Origin of the sequence: Allobranchiibius huperziae (genome assembly GCF_013410455.1) — a bacterium.
Classification (GTDB): domain Bacteria; phylum Actinomycetota; class Actinomycetes; order Actinomycetales; family Dermatophilaceae; genus Allobranchiibius; species Allobranchiibius huperziae.
Genome location: NZ_JACCFW010000001.1, coordinates 3,363,585 through 3,383,434 on the forward strand (window position 1 = coordinate 3,363,585; position 19,850 = coordinate 3,383,434).

The following is a 19,850-nucleotide window of genomic DNA, read 5'->3' on the forward strand; positions in this document are numbered from 1 at the left end:
AGTGAGGAGACCACGGCCCCGGCCGCCACCGCTCTCACAGCAAGGACAGCCATGGTCCACGTCATCCGCACCTTCGAGGTGCAGGTCAATCCGTCCGTCGCGATCGAGTACCTCAAGGACTTCGCGCACGCCGAGCAGTGGGACCCCGGCACCGTCTCGTGCACCCGCATCGGGGTCGACACCGATCCGGTGCAGGTCGGCTCCCGCTGGCACAACGTGTCCAAGCTGATCGCCATCAAGACCGAGCTGGAGTACGAGCTCGTGCAGATCGAGCCGCAGCGGGTGGTCTTCGTGGGCACGAACAAGACCGCCACCTCGCGCGACGACATCAGGGTCGAGCCGTCCACGACGGGCGCCAAGGTCACCTACGAGGCGACGGTCACCTTCAACGGGCTCGCGAAGCTCAGCGAGCCGGTGATGAATCTGATCTTCCTGAAGCTGGCCAAGGACACCGTGCGCGACCTGACCAAGACCCTCGAGACCCTCTGATCGACCCGATCGTCAGCGGTTCTGTGGCGACCTCGCCACGGATCCGCTGACGATCAGGGAGCAGGGGGCGACCAGCGCTGCGCGACGGGCCTCCAGCGGGCGATCCCGGCCAGCAGGGCGTCCGGGTCATCGACTTGGATCAACTGCTCCGCGACCTCGGCCCGCAGGAATCCGGCGTCGACCATCGAGGTGACGAGGGTGCGCATCGGCGCCCAGAAGTCCTCCACGTCGTACAAGGCGACGGGCTTGGCGTGGATGCCGAGCTGCAGCCAGGTCCACACCTCGAAGAACTCCTCCATGGTGCCGATCCCACCGGGGAGTGCGACGAACGCGTCGGCCAGCTGCGCCATCCGGGCCTTGCGCTCGTGCATGGTCTCGACGACCTCGAGGTGGCTGAGCGCGCCGTGCGCGACCTCGGCGTCCGCCAGGGACCGTGGGATGACGCCGATGACGTCGCCGCCCGCCTGCAGCGCGGCGTCCGCGACGACGCCCATCAGCCCGACGTGACCGCCGCCGTAGACGATGCCCACCCGCCGCTGCGCCAGGTGGGTCGCGAGTACGGCCGCGGCATCGGCGTACGCCGGATCGTTGCCGGGTGAGGAACCGATGAAGATCGCGACGCGCATCCCGCCACGCTAACCCGCTCCGTCGAGGGGTGCGGATCTCCTCGAGGGGTGGGCTCATACGTCCACCTCTCGACGACGTCCCTACCCCTCGACGGGGAAAGGGATGCCGGTCAGCTCTTCGCTCACCGACCACAACCGTGCGGCAAGACTCTCGTCGCGCGCGAATCGACTCTGCTTCGCCTCGCCCACGGGGCCGCGCACCTCACCTGGCCCCTTCGGTCCGGTGTAGGTCCCCGGTGCGGCATCGGTGGCGGCGTAGAGCACCGGCCGCGCCCCACCCGCCCCACCGGGAAGCACCACCCGCATGAGGATCGGGAGCACATGGCGCACGACGGGGTTGTGGCCCAAGCCGTCCGGATCGGCGACCAGGCCCGTCGAGGCGACACCGGGGTGCGCCGCGGTCGAGGTGAGAGCCAGACCGGCCCGGTCGGCGCGTCGCTGCAGCTCCAGCGCGAAGAGCAGGTTGGCGAGCTTAGACTGCCCGTACGCCGTGCCGGGCACGTAGGTCTGCGGCGGGTTGCCCTCCAGCACGGCGTCGTTCCCGCGGAAGTGGGCGATGGAGGACACCGTCGTCACTCGCGGCGCGGCCGCCTGCAGCAGTCGCGGCAGCAGCAGCGCGGTCAACGCGAAGTGGCCCAGATGGTTGGTGCCGAACTGCAGTTCGTGACCGTCGACCGTCTCGCGGTAGCGCGGCGGCTCCATCAATCCGGCGTTGTTGACCAGCAGATCCACCGGCTCCTCGATGCCGTCCGCGAACGCGCGCACCGACGCTAGGGACGCCAGGTCCAGGTGTGCGATCCGGACGTCGCCCTTCATCCCCTCCGCGGCCGCGCGGCCGGAGTCGACGTCGCGTACGGCGAGCACCACCCGAGCGCCGTGTTCGGCGAGCTGGGCGGCTTCGTGCCGACCGATGCCCGAGTTCGCACCGGTGACGACCGCGGTACGTCCTGACAGGTCGCCGATCTGGCGGGGGTTCCATCCCATGCCCGTCAGGGTGTCACTCCCTCTGCACGAACCAGATGGCACGCGCCGGTTCGTTGCCGGAATTGTGGAAACGGTGCGGAATGCTGGAGTCGAAGGAGATCGAGTCGGTCGGGCCGAGGACGTGCGTCTCGAACCCCAGCGTGAGGGTCAACTCACCGCTCAGGACGTAGCCGTAGTCCATGCCGTCGTGTCGACTCATCTTCGTACCGGTGGTCGAGGTGCCGCCGACCTCGTAGGTGACGAGCAGGAACTCGGCGGGGGTGGACGGGGCCGACGAGAGCTGCTCCCAGACCACGCCGGTCTCCAGTGCCAACCGCCGCCGTGCTCCGGCGTGCACGACGAGGCCGTCCGCGTCGGTCCGTCGGCGTGCGTCGTCGCCACCCGCCGGAGGCGAGGTGCGTGCGGCGCGCTCTCGGTCGATATCCTGCGATCCGGCCAGGTGGGGCGCCTCGGGAGGCTCCGTCCGGGCCGGCGCATCGAGTGCGATGCACGCCGCGAACAACTCGTCGAACGTCACGGCGAGGGCGTCGCAGATGGCCACGAGGGTTGCTACCGAGGGCTGGGACTTGCCGTTCTCCAGTTGGGAGATGAACGACGCCGACACCCCCAGCTGCCGGGCGAGCTCGCGGAGCGACAGGCCCCTGGCCGTCCGGTGCGAACGCACCCCGCTGCCGACGCCTTGGAACGCCACGCGCTGCGCCGTACTCTGCGCAGGATCGGGCGAGAAGGTGTCCGGGCCGACCTCGGACTTCTCGGGCAACACGCCTGTCACGACACTCCCCTCACCGGGTGTTGGAGCGTGGCCTGACCGCGATCACCGGCCGTCCTCATCGGACGTCGGCACCCCCGGGTTCTCGGTGATTCCGCAGTACACGCACGCTGTGCCACCAGTGTGCTCCCGCGAACCGCACGATGCCCGCGGATTGGCCTGAATTCGCCGGCCCTGTGGGCGTGCTGTGGCCGGTCGGTGTCAGGACGGTGGCGGCGGCTCGCCTGGTCGCCATCGTCCCGCAAGCCCCGGGAAGGAGCGCTCCACCTCCGGAAGCAGGTCCGGCAGGAAGAGCAGCACGTCGTCCGGGTCGGCGCGCAGCAGTTGTTCGGGAGAGACGATCGGGATGTCCGTCCCCGGCATCCGGCGCCCCTGCTTGCCCGCGCCCGCGTCCGCGACCGCCGGGAGCAGCGTCGCATCGACCCGAGCCGCCGCGAGCAGACCCGCAGCGCGGGATGCGGCTCCGTAGCCGAGGACGGTGCGCCCTGCGGCGCGCCGATCCGCCAGATCCCCTCGCAGCCACGCGATGTGTCGATCGACCTGGCCCTGCAGGCTGGCGAGCACCGCAGGATCAGACATCCCCGATGCCCGGTCCCGCTCGGCGAGCAGCGAGACCGACCGGTGCACCGGGTACCCGTCCGTCGTGCGCATCACGGCCAGCAGCACGGTGCCGCCGTAGAGGTCGAAGTCCCACGCTCGCACCGCCTCCAGGCCCTCCTGGGCGAGCAAGGGCTGCAGCGACAAGAGGCTGTAGTAGCCGAAGTGACCGTGCCGCAACGCGTTCCACGCGCCCTGGGTCACGATGCTGTCCAACGACTGGTACTGCAGCAGCAGCACTCCACCCGGCGCGAGCCGCTCGACGCGGCGCTGTATGCCGACCGCCTGGTCACGCTCGTGCATGATCCCGAAGCTGTCGACGATCACGTCGGCCACTACGTCGGCGACCACCGTCGGGCCGTACGCCGCCGCGTCCTGCAGCCAGCTGCCGCCGTGCGGCGACGGGAACTCACTCACGCTCTTACGGCCATCGAGCAGACCTGCGGCGGCGACCCGCGCCAGGGCCTCCCTGGCCTGCAGCACCAGGGCCTGCGGTTCGAGACCGCGCGGCTCCTCTGTGCTCGTGTCGTCAGCGGCGAGCTGGGCGAGGTGGCAGTCGGCGCACCACCACATCGACAACGCGAACCGGGGGTCGGGGCCGGGGTCGTCCGCAGGCGGGAAGTGATCTGCCGCGGGCTGCTTGCCGAGGTCGAGGATCGTCGTGCCGCGCCGGCCGCCGCACGCCCGGCACCTGTGTCCCCGCATCAGATCTCCTTCGCCCTCAGAAACCGTCGAACTTGCTTAGATGACTCCGTGCGCGTGACGTCCTTCGATCTGCCCGGCCCCGTGCTCTTCACGCCCGAGCCGCACTTCGACGCGCGCGGCTTCTTCACCCGCACCTTCGACGCCCAGGTCGCGGCCGAGCACGGACTGGACCCGACAGCGTTCATCCAGGACTCCCAGTCGCGCTCGTCGCGCGGCGTCGTCCGTGGCATGCACGGCCGTTCCGGCGCCGGGGAGGGCAAGCTGGTGCGCTGCGCGCACGGCGCGATCCTCGACGTACTGGTCGACATCCGCACCGGGTCGGCCACCTTCGGGGAGCAGGTCAGCATCCGTCTGGACGACCAGACCTTCGCCCACCTCTACGTCCCACCGGGCTTCCTGCACGGCTTCCAGGTCCTCGGCGAGGTGGCCGACGTCTGCTACCGCATCGACCGTGCACACGACCCGAGCGAGGATCTGGCGGTCCGTTACGACGACCCGGAGCTGGCGATCGACTGGCCGGTGCCGGTGGGCACGATGAGCGAGCGCGACCTGTCCGCAGGGACCTTCGCGGCACTGCAGATCCTGCTCAAGACGCGCGAACGAGACTGAGGACACGTCGCATTCACCTCGGCCGGAAGTCCGCGTCGAGCAGACCGGCCTCCTGTTTGCGCTGCAGCACCGCGAGCCGCACGAAGTCGCGGTCGAACCCCTCCCGGGTGAGCGGAGCCGATCGGTATGCCGCCGCGAGCTCGCGCGCCCCGTCGGCGATCGACCACGTCGCCTCGTAACCGGGCAACGCCGCCCGGATCGCACTGAAGTCGACCCGGTAGGACCGCGGATCCGATCCCGTCTCCCCGGTGATGTCCAGCTCCGAGCCGGGCACCGCACGCTGCGCCTCCTGCGCGATCTGCGCGACGGTGGCGTTGTTCATCTCGGCGCCGACGTTGAACGCCATGGCGTGCACCGCCTCCCGCGGGGCGGTGAGGCAGCGGGAGAACGCCTCGGCGATGTCCCGGGCGTGCACCAACGGACGCCAGGGCGTGCCGTCGGACATCACCAGCACCCGTCCGCTCAGCATCGCGTGGCCGACGAGGTTGTTCAGCACGATGTCCGCACGCAGTCGCGGCGAGGCGCCGAACGCGGTCGCGTTGCGCAGGAAGACCGGTTCGAACTCGCCGTCGGCCAGGTCGTGAACGTCGCTCTCGACCCGCACCTTGGACTCGGCGTACGGCGTCACCGGACGCATCGGCGAGTCCTCCGTCACGGCGTCCGCACCCGCCGCGCCGTAGACCGAGCACGTCGAGGCGTAGAGGAAGCGGCGCACGCCGGCCTCCTTCGCGGCCTTCGCCAGACGCACCGACGCGTGATGGTTGATGTCGTGGGTGATCTGCGGCTCGAGGGCCCCCAGCGGGTCGTTGGACAGCGCGGCCAGATGGATGACGGCCTCGAATCCCTCCAGGTCGCCCGGCACCACGTCGCGGATGTCCTTCGCGATCGTCGGCGGATCCGTCGGCGCCGGCCCGAGCACGCTGTCGGCGTACAGCCCGGTGTCGTATCCGACGACGTCGTGGCCCGCCGCCTGCAGGAGGGGGACCATCACCGAGCCGAGATACCCCTGGTTACCGGTCACTAGCAGTCTCAACGTCAGCCGTCCTTCGTCGTCGCGGGGAGCGGTGCGCGGCCGTTCACCGGCTGCGTCCGATCCCCAGGGTGGTCTTGGGTGCGACGAACGCCTCGGCGTACGGCGCGTGGCACTGCACCCCGCGGACACGGGCCAGGCCGAGGAACGCCTCGTCGTCGAACCAGTCGTGATGCGCCTGGCTGGGGTAGCTCTCCTGGATCACCGCGAGCTTCGCGCGCATCGTGGCGCGATCCAACGGCTGGTACGCGGTGACGGCAGGAAGGTCGCTCTCCCACTTCAGGATCTCGTAGTGCAGGACCAGGTGGTCCCGGAAGACGGTCGGCGCGATCTCGCCGACCGCACGGTGGTCCTGATGGGCGTCGGCGATCTGGGGCGCGAGGACGAGTCCGCCCGCGCCGGACTCGCGGGCCGCGACGATCGCGTCCTTCGCCACGTCGAAGTAGGAGGGCACCCGGCCGTCGGGCAGGTCGAGCACGGTGAGACGCAGATCGGCTTCGGGGCACATCCGGTGGAACGCGGCGCGCTCCTCGGCCTCGCGCGGTCCGCCCCCGCCGGTGAGGACCACGGCATCGACCCGCAGGTCGGGCCGGGCGGCCGCGAGCAGGAGGATCGTGCCGCCCGCTCCGATCGCGAGGTCGTCACAGTGCGCGGCGAGGAGCACGACTCGATCGATCGGGCCGGTCGTGAGCTCGAGCATCAACTGGTCCTGGGGTGCGACGCGGGCTTGCCCGGATCGGAGCCGTTCCACAGTGCCCACGGAGCGTCGTAGGTGTCCCAGGCGTGATCGAGTTCGGCACGCTCCTTGAAGGTGTCGGCCGGCTTCCAGTACCCCGAGTAGGGGTAGGCGAGCAGCCGGCCCTGCGCGAGCAGGGCCTCGAAGACGTCGCCGACCAGATCGCCGTTGACCGGCAGGTGGTCGAACACCGCCTGCGTGAGCACGAAGTAGCCGCCGTTCTCCCAGATCGACATCACGCCGACCTGCTCCAGGTCGCGCACCCGGTGCTGCTCGTCGAACTGCACCACATGGAACGAGGACTGGGGCGGGACCGCGAGCAGCGCTGCGGCGCAGTCGGTTCCCTTGAACTCATCGATCATCGCGTCGAGCGGCAGGTTGGTGAGGACGTCGGCGTAGTTGGCGAGGAAGACCTCGTCGCCCTCCAGGTGGGGACGCACCCGACGCAGGCGCTCGCCGATCGGTGAGTTGAGCCCGGTGTTGACGAAGGTGATCGTCCAGTCGGCGATGTCGGTGTCGAGCAGCTGCACCTTGCCGTCCCGCAGGACGAAGTCGTTGGAGGCGGTCTCCTCGTAGTGCAGGAAGTAGTCCTTGATCTGGTCGGCCCCGTAGCCCAGGCAGAGGATGAACTCGGTGTGGCCGAAGTGCGCGTAGTAGCGCATCACGTGCCAGATGATCGGCCGTGGGCCGACCAGGTGCATGGGCTTGGTGAGGACGTCGTCGGTGCTGCCACGCATCCGCATCCCGTACCCGCCGCAGAAGAGGACGACCTTCATGCCTGCACCCCCGTCGTACGGGCCATGTCGACCTGCCCAGACGGATCAGACGAACCCGACGGGTCGAGCACGGTCAGTTCGGGCAGCGCGAACACGAGCCGCCCGCCCCACTGCGCGACGTGCGCGAGCGAGGAGGTCAGCTCGGTGCGCAGGTTCCAGGGCATCACGAGCACCAGGTCGGGTCGGTCGGCGTCCAGATACTCCGGCGGATAAATCGGGATGCGGGTGCCGGGAGTGAACCGGCCGTGCTTGTACGGGTTGCGGTCCACGGTGTAGGCGAGCAGGTCCGGACGGATGCCGCAGTAGTTCAGCAGGGTGTTGCCCTTGCCCGGTGCGCCGTAGCCGGCCACCCGCAACCCATCGCGCGCGGCGTCGAGCAGGAAGCGCAACAGATCCTGTCGGATCGCGGCCGTGCGCGTCGCGAGTGCGTCGTACCCGGCCGGATCGTGAAGTCCTGCTTCCTGCTCCACGGCCAGGATCCGCGCCACGGCATCGGACGGCTCGCCGCTCACCGGGGCCGGCCGTGCCCAGATGCGCAGCGATCCGCCGTGCGTCGGGATAAATTCCGCGTCGACGACGGCCAGGCCCGCGGTCGCGAGTGCCCGCGTCGCCGAGAGCAGCGTGTAGTACTGGAAGTGCTCGTGGTAGATCGTGTCGAACTGCGCGTACCGCACCAGATTGAGCGCGTGGTGCACCTCGATCGACACCGTCCCGTCGTCGGCCACCAGCCCGCGCAGGGCGCGGGTGAAGCCGAGCAGGTCGGGGATGTGCGCGTAGACGTTGTTGGCGACCACGAGGTCGGCCGGGCCGTGCTCGCGACGCACCTGCGCCGCGACCTGCTCGTCCAGGAAGTCCGTGCGGGTCGGCACGCCCCGGTCGCGCGCCGCCGCACCGACGTTGACCGACGGTTCGATGCCCAGACAGGGCACGGATCCCAGGAAGTGCTGCAGCAGGTACCCGTCGTTGGAGGCGACCTCGACCACGAAGGAGTCGCCCGTGAGCCCCAGCCGGTCTTCGGCCTGCTGCACGTACGAGCGCGCGTGCTCGACCCATGAGTCGGAGTAGGACGAGAAGTAGGCGTAGTCGGTGAACGTCTCATCCGGGGTGATGAGCGCTGGGATCTGCAGCAGCAGGCACTGCTCGCACAGCCGCAGGTGCAGCGGGTACGTCGACTCCGGACGGTCCAGTTCGTCGGAAGTGAGGAACGACTCGCACGGCGGCGTCGCCCCCAGGTCGAGCACGCTGCGCAACCTGGTGCTGCCGCACAGACGGCAGGCAGAGGGCGCCGAGTCGGTGAGCTGCTCCTGCATGGCGATCCGTGTCCCCCTCGTCGGTGGCGAGCGTCGCGCGCGGGCGCGGCAGACACCCGGCTGAGCAGGCCGGCCGACTGCGCGCGCTGGTGCCGACTCTAGGCCCGAGGACGACTTCATACGGGGGAAATGCGTAAGTGCTAAGTGCTGCTCAACACTGTTCAGCGGGTGTAAAGCGTTGGTAAAGACTTCGTAATGGCACGACCCTTGTGGTGGCAAGTTACGTGCTGTCAAGTAGTTGCACGACCCAATATTCCCGCTCCATCACTGGGAACTCAATGGTTCGATCCGCTATACAAGTCCAAGATTCAAGTAATGGGGGGTATCGTCCTCGCAGAGTCCGCCCGCACCGAAGAAGCACCGCATTCACACTTGCTCAGCATCATTACGTCACCGGGGAAAGCACTCATGTATCGCAACTCGCCACGTTCGCTCGCCGAGGGTTCCACCTTCGAGCAGCGCACCTTGGAAACCGATCGAGGCCGCGCCAGCCGGCAACCGACGATCACCGTGGTCGTGCCCGCGAAGAACGAGGCCGACAACCTGCGAGCCGTGCTGCCGACGTTGCCTCCCGTGCACGAGGTCATCCTCGTGGACGGCAATTCGACCGACGGCACCGTCGAGGTCGCACGCCAGGTCATGCCCGACATCAAGATCGTCAAGCAGACGCGCAAGGGCAAGGGGAACGCCCTGGCGTGCGGCTTCAAGGCTGCCACCGGCGACATCATCGTCATGTTCGACGCCGACGGATCGGCCGATGCCCGGGAGATCCCGGCGTACGTCGACGCGCTCATCAACGGCGCCGACTTCGCCAAGGGCAGCCGTTTCATCAAGGGCGGCGGCAGTGACGACATCACCCTCCTGCGGCATGTGGGCGCCACCGGGCTGCACGTCCTGGTCAATCTCACGTTCGGCCAGCGCTTCAGCGATCTGTGCTACGGCTACAACGCGTTCTGGACCGAGCTGGTGCCGGCGCTCGGCCTGCCCGACATCGACGCGCCCGTCCCGCCCGGCGGGATGATCTGGGGCGACGGCTTCGAGATCGAGACCGTGATCAACCTGAGGATGGTCGGCGCCGGGGTCCAGATCCGCGAGGTGCCGAGCATCGAGCGTCCCCGCATCCACGGCGAGAGCAACCTGCGCACCTTCAAGGACGGGTTCCGGGTGTTGCGCACGATCGTGTCCGAGCGACAGAGGGCCACCGCGCTGCGGCGTCGTGGCGCGACCGTCCTGACGACGACGACCGCTCCTGCCGAGCAGGTCCGCCGGCCCAGCATCAGCGCGTGAGGACCATCGCGGAGCCGACGTTCTCGGTCATCGTCTGCGCATACACCGAACGGCGATGGCAGGACCTGTGCGAGAGCGTCCAGTCGGTGCTCGAGCAGACCCTGCCCCCGATCCAGCTGCTGGTGGTCGTGGACCACAACGACGTGCTGCTGCAGAAGGCGCGTCAGCGGTTCGGTGCCCTGAAGCCCGATCACATGGCGATCTCGGTCGTCGCCAACGCCCACCTGCCCGGCCTGTCCGGAGCTCGCAACACGGGAATCGAAGCCGCCCACGGTGAGGTCCTGGCATTCCTCGACGACGACGCCACCGCCGACCCGCGATGGCTGGAATCGATGGTCGCGCACTACTCCGACGACCATGTGATGGGCGTCGGCGGATCGGCCCAGCCGTTGTGGCCGGTCGGTGTCCGTCGCCCCGCCACACTGCCCGCGCCACGCGGCGGTGAACGGGGCGAGTTGGACTGGGTCATCGGGTGCACCTACGAGGGTCTGCCGGCCGACGCGGCCACGGTGCGCAACCTGATGGGGTGCAACATGTCGATGCGCGCCGAGGTCTTCGGGCAGGTCGGGATGTTCAGCGAGGATCTCGGCAGGATCGGTCGTACCCCGCTGGGGTGCGAGGAGACCGAGATGTGCATCCGTATCGCGCAGTCGGTGCCCGATTCCTCCTTCGTCTTCGAGCCCCGCGCGCGAGCCGCCCACCGGGTGAGCCCGGATCGGCTGACCTGGTCCTACCTGTTCTCCCGGTGCTACGCCGAGGGCGTGTCCAAGGCCGCAGTGTCCCGGATGGTCGGGCAGGACGCGGCTCTGGCGTCCGAACGCCGCTACGTCGCCGCTGTGCTCCCGCGTGCAGTGCTGCGCGAACTGTTCAACGTCAGTCCGCGCCATCTGCTCGGCGCGGGAGCGATCCTCGCCGGCACAGCGACGACGGTGGCCGGTTACGTGCGTGGCAAGGCGGCGAACTACACCCCCACCACGACGCGACCTGCTCCGGCCGACACCGCCGTACCCGCCGCCTGACCCGACGTCATCGGCGGCCGGTCCACCACCAGCGCTGAACGATCTCCACCGGCCCCTTGGGCTCGGCGGGGCGGAAGCGCAGGCACCCGCACTCCCGACGGAACGCGCAGTCGGTGCCACGCCGCAGGTGCTCGTGCGAATCGAACGTATGCCCGCACATGCATCCTCGTTGTGCATCGACGTTCGGTGCCATGGCAGCAATTTTATGGTGTGGACCTCCCAGGGTGGGCACGGACCTCCCCTCGGCGCGTGAATCGCGGGGACTCCCGGGGGTGCTCGACGTCACACCCTCACTGTGCCATCACACCGCCGGCATTGCGCCACCGCGCGCCGATGTCGGACCGGCCACGATCGGTCAGCGGTCCCCACAACCGCACCCGCGCCATCCCACCGTCCGGGAAGACCTCGAGCCGGGCCGCGACGATATCCGGGCTGTTCTGTCCCTCCAGCCCATCCAGGCCATCCATGCCATCGATGGCCGAAACCCGGAACCGGTGACGGGTGTCCGGCTGCAGGCGCGTGCGGGGCAGGATCTCGACCTGCTGGCCGTCGACCGAGGTGCCGGTGAGACGCGCCCACCCCGGCGCGTTGCCGACGAAGTGCCGCGTGTCGAGTTCGACGATGCGGACGGCGCCCGGTCCGGCGAGCGCGAACTGCACCCAGTCGTGGCCGTCGTCGCGCCGGCGGGAGGTCTCCCACCCCTCGCCCATCGAGCGTGCCTCCCCGGGCAGGATGAGGTTGGCCGGCGCCGAGTAGAACATGTTCGAGCAGTCGGTGACCTTGCCGCCGAGTTCGACGGCCACCAGGTCGACCTGACCCTGCGCCACCAGACGAGGGTCGGGCACGACCTCACCGTGCACCCGCAGGCGCGCGATGCCGCCGTCCGGGTGCATCCGCAGCCGCACGTGCGACACCAGGCGACGCTGCGACACCGTGAACGGATTGACGCTGTCCCCTTCGACCGGCTGCACCCCGACCAGCTCGAACCAGTCGGCGTCGGAGAGTTCGTCGGGCGCGGGGTAGCCGTCGATGTACGCGCCCTGCAGCGACACCTGCGGCGGGTAGTTGCCCGTGAAGAACGAGGTGTCGACCAGGACGCCGTGCACGATGCCCGGCGAGCCGAGCCGGATCACGGCCCAGTCGATCCCGGGCTCGCGGCGACGCCGGGTCTCCCACCCGTCGTACACCTGACCCTTGTTGCCGAAGGTGAAACTGGCGTACGTCGGGGCGTCGGCCTTGATGAGGTTCTCCTTCTCGGCGAACAGCTCGTCGCTGGCCGCCACCACCCCTGCTCCCAGACGGCGCGAGGCCAGGTCGGGCAGTCGGGTGAAGTCCGGGGCGTCGTTCATGGCGTCTCCTTGGGGTCGTGCTCACGGCTCGTTGCGATGCGGGTCGGGGCAGGGGTGTCGCTGCGGACGAGGAAGCGGCCATCCGCGTGTGCGGTGCTCGCCTCGCGCCCTCCTAGCCAGGTACGCCGGGCTGCCCCGCGCAGGGTGATCCCGTCGTACGCCGTGAGCTTGTTCTTGTGGTGCAACCGCCGGGCGTCGACGGTCAGGCTCTCCTCTGGTGCGAAGGCGACCAGATCGGCACGTCGGCCGACGTCGATGCCGCCCTGCTCGGTCAGGCCCACGACGGCGGCCGGCCTCGTACTCATCCAGTCGACGACGCGCGCCAGCTCGATGCCCCGCTCACGGGCACCCGTCCAGACGGCCCGCAGGGCGACCTCGACGGATGCGACGCCGCCCCAAGCGGTGCCGAGGTCCCCGGAGTCGAGCTGTTTGAGGTCCACCGTGCAGGGGGAATGGTCGCTCACGACCATGTCGATCGTGCCGTCACTCAGTCCCTCCCAGAGCTCGTCGCGATTGCTCTCGCCACGGATCGGGGGGCAGCACTTGTGCGTGGTGGAGCCGTCGCGGATGGTCTCGGCGGCGAAGGTCAGATAGTGCGGACACGTCTCGACGGTCAACGGCAGACCCTCCGCCTTGGCGGCGCGCAGCTCATCGAGGGCGGCGGCGCTCGACAGGTGCAGGATGTGCGCACGGGCGCCCGTGCTGCGGACGGCCTCGATGACGGTGTGGATCGCGGACACCTCGCTGGAGTCCGGGCGGGAGGCGACGAAGTCGGAGTACTGCCGACCGCGGGCCTGCGGAGCCGCCGCGATCACGTCCGGATCCTCGGCATGCACGATCATCAGCGCACCGAGCTCGGCGACGCGCTGCATGTACTGGACCAGTTCGCTGCTCGACAGTGGCGGAAACTCCGGCACCCCGGAGTCGATCAGGAAGCACTTGAAGCCGAACACCCCGGCGTCGTGCAGCGGCCCGAGCTGGTCGAGATTGCCCGGGACCGCGCCGCCCCAGAACCCGACGTCCATGAAGCACTGACCCCCCGCCGCGTCCTGCTTGACCCGCAATGCCTGCAGCGTGGTCGTGGGCGGCAGGCTGTTGAGCGGCATGTCCAGCAACGTGGTGGTCCCGCCGCTGAGGGCAGCACTCGTCGCGGACGTGAAGCCCTCCCAGTCGGTGCGGCCGGGCTCGTTGACATGCACGTGCGTGTCGACAATCCCCGGCACCAGCACCTCGTCGTCGGCCAACCGGATGCGTTCGCCGCTCCAGTCGGCGTCGGCGTCGACCGTCCCGACCGCGGCGATGGTCCCGGCGCGGACACCGACGACGGCCGGCCGCTCGATCCCGGCGACGACGGCCCGGGATGCCACGAAGATCTGATCGAATGCCTCGGGCATGGTCAGCGGGTCCTTTCCAGCACGTCGGTGAGCAGCGCCGCGGCGCGGCGTTCCAGCAGCGGGCCGGCGTCCTTGATACAGGTCGCGACGTCGGGCTCGATGTCCGTCAGCGCGTAGGCAGCGTCGATACCGGCGAGATGCAGTTCCTCCGCTGAGACCGTCACCCGCCCGGCGACGGCGTGCACGGGGATGCCGGCCGTCCGTCCCGCGTTCGCCACTCCCATCGGCGTCTTCCCGCGCAGACTCTGTGCGTCGAGGGATCCCTCCCCCGTGATCACCAGATCGGCTCCGCGCAGCGACTCGGTGAACGAGGTGATCTCCAGGAGCGTCTCGATGCCGGACCTCAGCCGGGCGCCGAGCAGCAGGGCGGCGTATCCCGTTCCGCCGGCCGCCCCCGCGCCCGGACGACGTGCGAGCGTGCGGTCACCCAGCGACGCGAAGTGTGCGAGCGCGTCGTTCAGGACGCGCACCTGGTCGGGGTCGGCGCCCTTCTGCGGGCCGTACACGGCGGCGGCACCGTGCTCACCCGTCAGCGGATTGTCCACGTCGCAGGCGAGTTCGAGACGGACCCCGGCCAGGCGCGCGCGGGCCGCGGTCAGGTCGACCCGGCGTACGTCGATCAACGCGCCGCCGCCGGGGCCGACAGGACGTCCCGCGGCGTCCAGGATGCTCGCGCCGAGCGCCGACAGCATCCCGGCACCGCCATCGGTGCTGGCACTGCCACCGACGCCGACCACGAGGCGACCGCACCCGGCGTCCAGAGCCGCGCCCATCACCTGTCCGAGGCCCCGGGTCGACGAGGTCATGGGCGCCGCCGCACCGCTCGGGAGCAGTTGCAGGCCGCAGGAGTTGGCCAGTTCCACCACGCAGGTGACGCCGCTTCGCTCCGCGAGCATCGCGTACCTCGCCTCGACCGGTGCACCGGTGGGTCCGTCCACGGTGACCGTGCGAGAGTCGAAACCCGCGTCGATCGCGGCATCGACCGTGCCGTCGCCGCCGTCGGCCGCCGGTGCGGTGACGACCTCGATCGAGGGATCCACCGACCGCAGGCCCGCGGCGATGCGAGCCGCGGCGTCCCGAGCGGTCAGCGAGCCCTTGAACTTGTCGACGGCGACGACGATGCGCATCATCAGTCCAGCAACGCCACGACCGCACCGGGCGCGTCCTCGCCCCGGGCGGCCAGCTCTTCGAACTCCACGATGTTGTCCAGTTCGGTACCCATCGACACGTTGGTCACGCGCTCCAGGATGACCTCCACGACGACCGGCACGCGGAATTCGTCGCGAAGTTTCTTCGCGTCCTCCAGCGCGTCCCGGATGGCGTCCGGTTCGGTCACGCGGATGGCCTTGCAGCCCAGTCCTTCCACGACTCGGACGTGATCGACGCCGTACCCCTTCACGGTCGCGTTCGCACCCTCCTCGGCGTTGATGTTGTCGAAGGCGAGCTGCACGCAGTAGTCCATGTCGAAGCCGCGCTGACTCTGCCGGATCAGGCCGAGGTAGGCGTTGTTCACCACGACGTGGATGTAGGGGATGTTGAACTGCGCGCCCACGGCCAGCTCCTCCAGCAGGAACTGGAAGTCGTAGTCGCCCGAGAGCGCGACGACGTTGGCGTCAGGGCTCGCCGTGGCCACCCCGAGTGCCGCCGGGAGCGTCCAGCCGAGCGGACCGGCCTGCCCGGCGTTGATCCAGTGCCGGGGGTGGTAGACGTGCAGCAGCTGCGCGGCCTGGATCTGCGACAGCCCGATCGTCGAGACGTACGTCGCGTCGGTCCCGAACGCGGCGTTCATCTCCTGGTAGACCCGCTGCGGCTTGATCGGCACCACGTCGAAATTGGTCTTGCGGTGCAACCGGCCGCGACGTTCGCGACACTCCTGCGCCCAGGCCGAGCGGTCGGGCAGCCGGCTCCCCTGCCCGACCTCGATCAGGCGGCGCAGCGCGGCGCCCGCGTCCGAGACCACGCCGTAGTCGGGAGCGAAGACGCGGCCGATCTGGGTGGGCTCGATGTCGACGTGCACGAAGGTGCGCCCGGCGGTGTAGGTGTCGATGCCGCCGGTGTGCCTGTTGGCCCACCGGTTGCCGATGCCGAGCACGAAGTCCGCGGCGAGCAGGGTCTCGTTGCCGTAGCGGTGCGACGTCTGCAGACCGACCATCCCGGCCATCAGGGGGTGGTCGTCGGGGATGGCGCCCCACCCCATGAGGGTGGGGATGACGGGGATGCCGGTGAGCTCGGCGAACGCCACCAGGTCCTCGGCCGCGTCGGCCGTGACGATGCCACCGCCCGCGACGATCACCGGACGCTCGGCGGCGGCCAGCATGTCGAGGATCCGCTGCGCCTGGGCGGCAGTGGCCTCGGGTCGGGCCACCGTCAGCGGCTCGTAGGTGTCGATGTCGAAGTCGATCTTCGCCATCTGCACGTCGATCGGCAGGTCGATCAGCACGGGCCCGGGACGCCCCGATCGCATCAGGTGGAAGGCCTTGCTGAAGGTGCCGGGCACCTGGCCCGCCTCCATCACCGTGACGGCCCACTTGGCCACCGGTGCGGCGATCGCGGCGATGTCGACCGCCTGGAAGTCCTCCTTGTGCAGCTTGGCCACCGGTGCCTGACCGGTGATCGCGAGCATCGGGACGGAATCGGCGGAGGCGGAGTACAGCCCGGTGATCATGTCGGTGCCGGCCGGCCCCGACGTCCCCACGCAGACGCCGATGTTGCCGGCGGCCGCGCGGGTGTAGCCCTCGGCCATGTGCGAGGCGGCCTCGACATGACGGGCCAGCACGTGCCTGATCCCGCCGTGGTCGCGAACCGCGCTGTAGAACGGGTTGATGGCGGCGCCGGGCAGCCCGAACAGCTGTGTCGCGCCCTCCTTCTCCAGGATGAGTACGGCGGCGTCGACCGCCCGCATGACCGTCACTTGGAACCTCCGGAGAGTCGTTCGACACCCTGCAGCAGCGCCGAATGGTCCAGGCCGCCACCGCCGCACGCGCGCACCGAGGCGACCAGCTGAGCCGCGAGCGCGCCGAGCGGCAGCACGACCCCGGCCTCCCGCGCGGCGGAGGTGACGATGCCCATGTCCTTGTGGTGCAGGTCGATCCGGAATCCCGGCTCGAAGCTGCGGGTGGTCATGTTGTCGCGCTTCTGCTCGAGCACGGCGCTTCCCGCGAGGCCGCCGCCGAGCACGTCGAGCGCGGCCTTCGTGTCGACGCCGTACGCCTCGAGGAAGACCAGGGCCTCGGCGACGGCCTCGATGTTGATCGCCACGATCAGCTGGTTGGCGGCCTTGACGGTCTGGCCGGCACCCGACGGACCGACGTGGACGACGGTCTTCCCGACGACGTCGAGCAGCGGCTGGGCGAGCTCGAAGTCCTCCGCCGAGCCGCCGACCATGATCGACAACGCGGCGTTCTTCGCACCCGCCTCGCCGCCTGAGACGGGAGCGTCGATGATCCGCAGGCCCCGAGCCTTCGCGGCCGAGGCGAGCTCGGCCGTGACGTCCGGGCGGATCGAGGAGAAGTCGATGATCAGCGCATCGGACGCGGCGGAGTCGAAGACCCCGCCCTCGTCCTGCAGCACCGATGCGACGTGCGGGCTGTCGGGCACCATCACCGCGATCACCTCCGCGTCGCGGATCGCCTCGGCGGCGGAGCTCGCGGCGCGACCTCCCGCGGCCACCAGGGCCGCCGTCTTGTCCGGCGTGGGGTCGTATCCGGTCACCTGGTGGCCGGCCTCCTGCAGATGAACTGCCATCGGGCTGCCCATGATGCCCAGGCCGATGAAGGCGATGCGCGTGCTCATACGGTGCTCCTGTCGTTGGTCTCGCGGACGTTGTCGGCGCCGGTCGCGCCTCGTTCGCCCCTCGGCAGCCAGCCGTCCAGGCCGGCTTCGGTGGTGGAGGCGGTCTTGTACTCCAGCGCCACGTAGCCGCGGTATCCCGCGTCCTGCAGCCGGCGTACGTACCCCGCCAGGTCCAGCCGACCGGTGCCCGGTTCACCACGCCCGGGATCGTCGGCGATCTGCACGTGGCCGACGCGGTCGCCGTACTCACGGACGACCGCGTCGAGGTCGTCGCCGTTCGCCGCGAGGTGGTAGAGGTCGCAGAGGAACTGCACGTTGTGGACGCCGGTCTGCCGCCGGACCCGATCGATGACCGCGAACACGTCGGCCGCGGTCTTGAGGGGGTAGTCCGGACACCCGCTCACCGGCTCCAGGAGTACGACGCCGCCGATCTCGGCGACCGCCGCGGCCGCCGTAGCGAGTGCCCGGACGCCGGCCGCGTCGCTCGCGGCGACGTCGGCACCGGGCACGCGGTTGCCGTAGAGGGCGTTGAACGCGCGGCACCCGCTCCGGCGGCCGAGCTCGACGACGACCGGGATGTTGGCCAGGAACTCCTGCTGCCGTTCCACCCAGCTGACCAGGCCGCGCTCGCCGCCCGGCATGTCGCCGGCGAAGAAGTTCAGGCCGATGAGCCGCACTCCGGCGTCCTGCACGGCACGGATGAAGTCGTCCTGCTCCTTCTGGGTCGGCGTCGCCGTCTCCCACGGCCACCAGCACTCGATGGCGTCGAAGCCGGCGGCCCGCGCCGCGACGGGACGCTGCAGGAAGGGGATCTCGGTGAACAGGATCGAGATGTTCACCGCGTACCGGGTCGAAGTCACCGTCATTCTCCTTGTTCCGCATCGTGGAAGGCGTATTCCGCGATTCAGAATAGCTGGAGGAAGGCACATCCGTAAACCCCTTCGGCCGGAAGGCCCCTCTCTGCCGCGAACCGCCGCGAAGTCAGCGGGTGAGGTCGACCAGCTGCTCGACCGAGAGACCTGCCAGCTGCTGTACCTCGTCCTCGTCGACTGCGCCGCAGCGGACGCCGCGCAACAGCGCCGACGCGAGCATCCGGGCGGTGGCCGGCTCGTCCATCACGCCGCCCTCGACCCGCCCGACGTACGCCGCGAGCCTGGCCGCCGCCGGGCGCAGGACCTCGCGGAAGAAGAGGTAGGTGGCGACGTAGCGGGAGACCAGATGGCCCGGGCACATGTCCCAGCCCTGGTAGATGCCCCACCGCAGCGAGCGGAGCACGAGCGCGGTGTGCAGTGCCCAGGTCGCGCCCGCCGCCTCGGCCGAGGTGAAGTCGACGACGTTCGTGGCACCGTCCGAGACGGTCACGCCGGTCTGAGCGGCGGCGACCTGCATGACGGCCTTGGCGTGATCGGCCACCGGGTGGTCGGGTGCCTGGTAGGGCGCCGCCACACCGAGGCCCGCGCTGTAGTCGAACGTGCCGTACACGAGGCTCGTCGCGCGCCGACCGGACGCATGCACCATCGTCGCCACCGCCGCAGTGCCGTCCGCTGCCAGGATCGCCTGCGCGGTCTCGATCTGGATCTCGAATCCGATCGAGCGGGCGGGAAGGCCGAGCGTGACCTCGATCCGTTCCAGCGCCAGCGCCATCGCCCGCACCTGGTCGACGGACGTGACCTTGGGCAGCGTGAGGGTGAGCCCGTCCGGCACCCGACCCCCCGTGCAGGTCTGCTCGAGGAACCGCGCCAGGGTGCGTACACCGCGTTCGCGGGTCGGCGCTTCGAACGCCTTGAAGCGGATCCCCCACCACGCGGGGCGGGTGCCGTCCGCGCGCTGGCTCTCGTACGCCGCGAGCGTGCGTGCGAGATCCCCGTCCTCGACGCCCTCGGCACGTCGGCCGTAACCGTCCTCGAAGTCGACCCGCAGATCCTCGATGGGCTCGCGGGCGAGCTTGGCTCGCACCCGGTCGTAGACGTCGGCGAGCCGCTCGGGTGCCAGCCCGGTGGCGCCCGCGAGTGCGTCGGCGGTCGGCGCGTAGTCGTCGAGCAGCCGCAGGGCCTCCCGACCCCAGGCCTGCGGCGTGCCGGCGTCGTACCGATCGGCGGGCACGTAGACGGTGTGCACGGGTACGCGATCCACCCGGTCCCCGGGGTAGCCCGCCGTCAGGTCCCGGTCGGCGCCCGCGAGCAGGTCATCCAGCTCGGCGATCAGGTCTTCGGTGGCGTCATCGGCCATCGGTCTCTCCTCCAGCTCACTTTGGAAGATAAATTTCGTATGCCGGAACGTAGCAGCTGATATCGCCCGGCGGGGACGAGCACCAACTACGCTTGGGACCCGAATCGGCGGTCGCACGATCCTGCGCCGATCCACCGTGTGCGTCCGAC

Annotated in this window: 20 protein-coding genes; 4 read left to right on the plus strand and 16 right to left on the minus strand. The window is 69.9% G+C overall.

Features of this window, described 5'->3' with window-relative positions:
* Nucleotides 1-51: 51 nt before the first annotated feature.
* Nucleotides 52-489: an SRPBCC family protein gene (locus HNR15_RS16035; protein WP_179483308.1), complete on the plus strand. Its 438-nt coding sequence runs from the start codon at nt 52-54 to the stop codon at nt 487-489.
* Between the two features lie 53 nt (nt 490-542).
* Here HNR15_RS16035 and HNR15_RS16040 read toward each other — a convergent pair whose 3' ends face one another.
* The 4 genes from HNR15_RS16040 to HNR15_RS16055 form a co-directional block, all read right to left on the minus strand.
* Entirely contained in the window at nt 543-1,115 is a 573-nt protein-coding gene (locus HNR15_RS16040; protein WP_179483309.1) for an LOG family protein, read from the minus strand.
* Between the two features lie 81 nt (nt 1,116-1,196).
* Complete coding sequence (locus tag HNR15_RS16045) at nt 1,197-2,099, minus strand: oxidoreductase (RefSeq protein WP_179483310.1); 903 nt, start codon at nt 2,097-2,099, stop codon at nt 1,197-1,199.
* Nucleotides 2,100-2,112: 13 nt separating this feature from the next.
* On the minus strand, nt 2,113-2,871 hold the full coding sequence (locus HNR15_RS16050) for a cupin domain-containing protein (protein ID WP_218883771.1): 759 nt from the start codon (nt 2,869-2,871) through the stop codon (nt 2,113-2,115).
* 198 nt (nt 2,872-3,069) lie between these two features.
* Nucleotides 3,070-4,170 carry a transferase gene (locus HNR15_RS16055; protein WP_179483311.1) on the minus strand — a complete coding sequence of 367 codons (1,101 nt, stop codon included), beginning with the start codon at nt 4,168-4,170 and terminating at the stop codon, nt 3,070-3,072.
* Between the two features lie 48 nt (nt 4,171-4,218).
* Between HNR15_RS16055 and rfbC the strand changes: the two genes are divergently transcribed.
* On the plus strand, nt 4,219-4,779 hold the full coding sequence (gene rfbC, locus HNR15_RS16060) for a dTDP-4-dehydrorhamnose 3,5-epimerase (RefSeq protein WP_179483312.1): 561 nt from the start codon (nt 4,219-4,221) through the stop codon (nt 4,777-4,779).
* A gap of 13 nt (nt 4,780-4,792) precedes the next feature.
* Here rfbC and HNR15_RS16065 read toward each other — a convergent pair whose 3' ends face one another.
* The 4 genes from HNR15_RS16065 to HNR15_RS16080 are packed head-to-tail and all read right to left on the minus strand — an operon-like array spanning nt 4,793 to nt 8,631.
* The gene (locus HNR15_RS16065) at nt 4,793-5,812 is read right to left on the minus strand and encodes an NAD-dependent epimerase/dehydratase family protein (RefSeq protein ID WP_179483313.1); all 1,020 of its coding nucleotides are present in this window, start codon (nt 5,810-5,812) and stop codon (nt 4,793-4,795) included.
* A gap of 43 nt (nt 5,813-5,855) precedes the next feature.
* Nucleotides 5,856-6,509 carry a PIG-L deacetylase family protein gene (locus tag HNR15_RS16070; RefSeq protein WP_179483314.1) on the minus strand — a complete coding sequence of 218 codons (654 nt, stop codon included), beginning with the start codon at nt 6,507-6,509 and terminating at the stop codon, nt 5,856-5,858.
* The gene (locus HNR15_RS16075; RefSeq protein ID WP_179483315.1) at nt 6,509-7,321 is read right to left on the minus strand and encodes a glycosyltransferase family protein; all 813 of its coding nucleotides are present in this window, start codon (nt 7,319-7,321) and stop codon (nt 6,509-6,511) included. The genes HNR15_RS16070 and HNR15_RS16075 overlap by 1 nt, the downstream gene beginning before the upstream one ends.
* Complete coding sequence (locus HNR15_RS16080) at nt 7,318-8,631, minus strand: class I SAM-dependent methyltransferase (protein ID WP_179483316.1); 1,314 nt, start codon at nt 8,629-8,631, stop codon at nt 7,318-7,320. Before HNR15_RS16080 ends, HNR15_RS16075 begins: the two co-directional genes overlap by 4 nt.
* A 408-nt stretch (nt 8,632-9,039) precedes the next feature.
* Between HNR15_RS16080 and HNR15_RS16085 the strand changes: the two genes are divergently transcribed.
* Both HNR15_RS16085 and HNR15_RS16090 read left to right on the plus strand, forming a co-directional pair.
* A complete protein-coding gene (locus HNR15_RS16085; protein ID WP_179483317.1) occupies nt 9,040-9,918 on the plus strand; it encodes a glycosyltransferase family 2 protein in 879 nt (292 codons plus the stop codon).
* Entirely contained in the window at nt 9,915-10,937 is a 1,023-nt protein-coding gene (locus HNR15_RS16090; protein WP_179483318.1) for a glycosyltransferase, read from the plus strand. The genes HNR15_RS16085 and HNR15_RS16090 overlap by 4 nt, the downstream gene beginning before the upstream one ends.
* 7 nt (nt 10,938-10,944) lie before the next feature.
* Here HNR15_RS16090 and HNR15_RS16095 read toward each other — a convergent pair whose 3' ends face one another.
* From HNR15_RS16095 to HNR15_RS16130, 8 genes are all read right to left on the minus strand, one after another.
* Nucleotides 10,945-11,130, minus strand: a complete 186-nt coding sequence (locus HNR15_RS16095) for a hypothetical protein (RefSeq protein ID WP_179483319.1) — start codon at nt 11,128-11,130, stop codon at nt 10,945-10,947.
* 97 nt (nt 11,131-11,227) lie between these two features.
* Nucleotides 11,228-12,286, minus strand: coding sequence for an allantoicase (gene alc, locus HNR15_RS16100; protein WP_179483320.1), 1,059 nt, complete (start codon nt 12,284-12,286; stop codon nt 11,228-11,230).
* The gene (gene allB / locus HNR15_RS16105) at nt 12,283-13,680 is read right to left on the minus strand and encodes an allantoinase AllB (protein ID WP_179483321.1); all 1,398 of its coding nucleotides are present in this window, start codon (nt 13,678-13,680) and stop codon (nt 12,283-12,285) included. Before allB ends, alc begins: the two co-directional genes overlap by 4 nt.
* 2 nt (nt 13,681-13,682) lie before the next feature.
* On the minus strand, nt 13,683-14,810 hold the full coding sequence (locus tag HNR15_RS16110) for a glycerate kinase (protein ID WP_179483322.1): 1,128 nt from the start codon (nt 14,808-14,810) through the stop codon (nt 13,683-13,685).
* Nucleotides 14,810-16,591, minus strand: a complete 1,782-nt coding sequence (gene gcl / locus HNR15_RS16115; protein WP_179483323.1) for a glyoxylate carboligase — start codon at nt 16,589-16,591, stop codon at nt 14,810-14,812. The genes HNR15_RS16110 and gcl overlap by 1 nt, the downstream gene beginning before the upstream one ends.
* Nucleotides 16,588-17,472, minus strand: coding sequence for a 2-hydroxy-3-oxopropionate reductase (locus HNR15_RS16120; RefSeq protein WP_179483324.1), 885 nt, complete (start codon nt 17,470-17,472; stop codon nt 16,588-16,590). The genes gcl and HNR15_RS16120 overlap by 4 nt, the downstream gene beginning before the upstream one ends.
* Nucleotides 17,469-18,332, minus strand: coding sequence for a hydroxypyruvate isomerase family protein (locus HNR15_RS16125; protein WP_343048570.1), 864 nt, complete (start codon nt 18,330-18,332; stop codon nt 17,469-17,471). Before HNR15_RS16125 ends, HNR15_RS16120 begins: the two co-directional genes overlap by 4 nt.
* A 121-nt stretch (nt 18,333-18,453) precedes the next feature.
* The gene (locus tag HNR15_RS16130; RefSeq protein ID WP_179483326.1) at nt 18,454-19,701 is read right to left on the minus strand and encodes a DUF6986 family protein; all 1,248 of its coding nucleotides are present in this window, start codon (nt 19,699-19,701) and stop codon (nt 18,454-18,456) included.
* Nucleotides 19,702-19,850: the final 149 nt, after the last annotated feature.

Excerpts from the sequence above, each read along its gene's own strand:
- HNR15_RS16070 (WP_179483314.1), bottom strand. The coding sequence starts at position 6,509 with ATGCTCGAGCTCACGACCGGCCCGATCGATCGAGTCGTGCTCCTCGCC.
- HNR15_RS16110 (WP_179483322.1), bottom strand. The coding sequence starts at position 14,810 with ATGATGCGCATCGTCGTCGCCGTCGACAAGTTCAAGGGCTCGCTGACC.
- HNR15_RS16035 (WP_179483308.1), top strand. The coding sequence starts at position 52 with ATGGTCCACGTCATCCGCACCTTCGAGGTGCAGGTCAATCCGTCCGTC.
- allB (WP_179483321.1), bottom strand. The coding sequence starts at position 13,680 with ATGCCCGAGGCATTCGATCAGATCTTCGTGGCATCCCGGGCCGTCGTC.
- HNR15_RS16040 (WP_179483309.1), bottom strand. The coding sequence starts at position 1,115 with ATGCGCGTCGCGATCTTCATCGGTTCCTCACCCGGCAACGATCCGGCG.
- HNR15_RS16095 (WP_179483319.1), bottom strand. The coding sequence starts at position 11,130 with ATGGCACCGAACGTCGATGCACAACGAGGATGCATGTGCGGGCATACG.
- HNR15_RS16120 (WP_179483324.1), bottom strand. The coding sequence starts at position 17,472 with ATGAGCACGCGCATCGCCTTCATCGGCCTGGGCATCATGGGCAGCCCG.
- HNR15_RS16080 (WP_179483316.1), bottom strand. The coding sequence starts at position 8,631 with ATGCAGGAGCAGCTCACCGACTCGGCGCCCTCTGCCTGCCGTCTGTGC.
- HNR15_RS16075 (WP_179483315.1), bottom strand. The coding sequence starts at position 7,321 with ATGAAGGTCGTCCTCTTCTGCGGCGGGTACGGGATGCGGATGCGTGGC.
- HNR15_RS16130 (WP_179483326.1), bottom strand. The coding sequence starts at position 19,701 with ATGGCCGATGACGCCACCGAAGACCTGATCGCCGAGCTGGATGACCTG.
- HNR15_RS16045 (WP_179483310.1), bottom strand. The coding sequence starts at position 2,099 with ATGGGATGGAACCCCCGCCAGATCGGCGACCTGTCAGGACGTACCGCG.
- HNR15_RS16055 (WP_179483311.1), bottom strand. The coding sequence starts at position 4,170 with ATGCGGGGACACAGGTGCCGGGCGTGCGGCGGCCGGCGCGGCACGACG.
- alc (WP_179483320.1), bottom strand. The coding sequence starts at position 12,286 with ATGAACGACGCCCCGGACTTCACCCGACTGCCCGACCTGGCCTCGCGC.
- HNR15_RS16085 (WP_179483317.1), top strand. The coding sequence starts at position 9,040 with ATGTATCGCAACTCGCCACGTTCGCTCGCCGAGGGTTCCACCTTCGAG.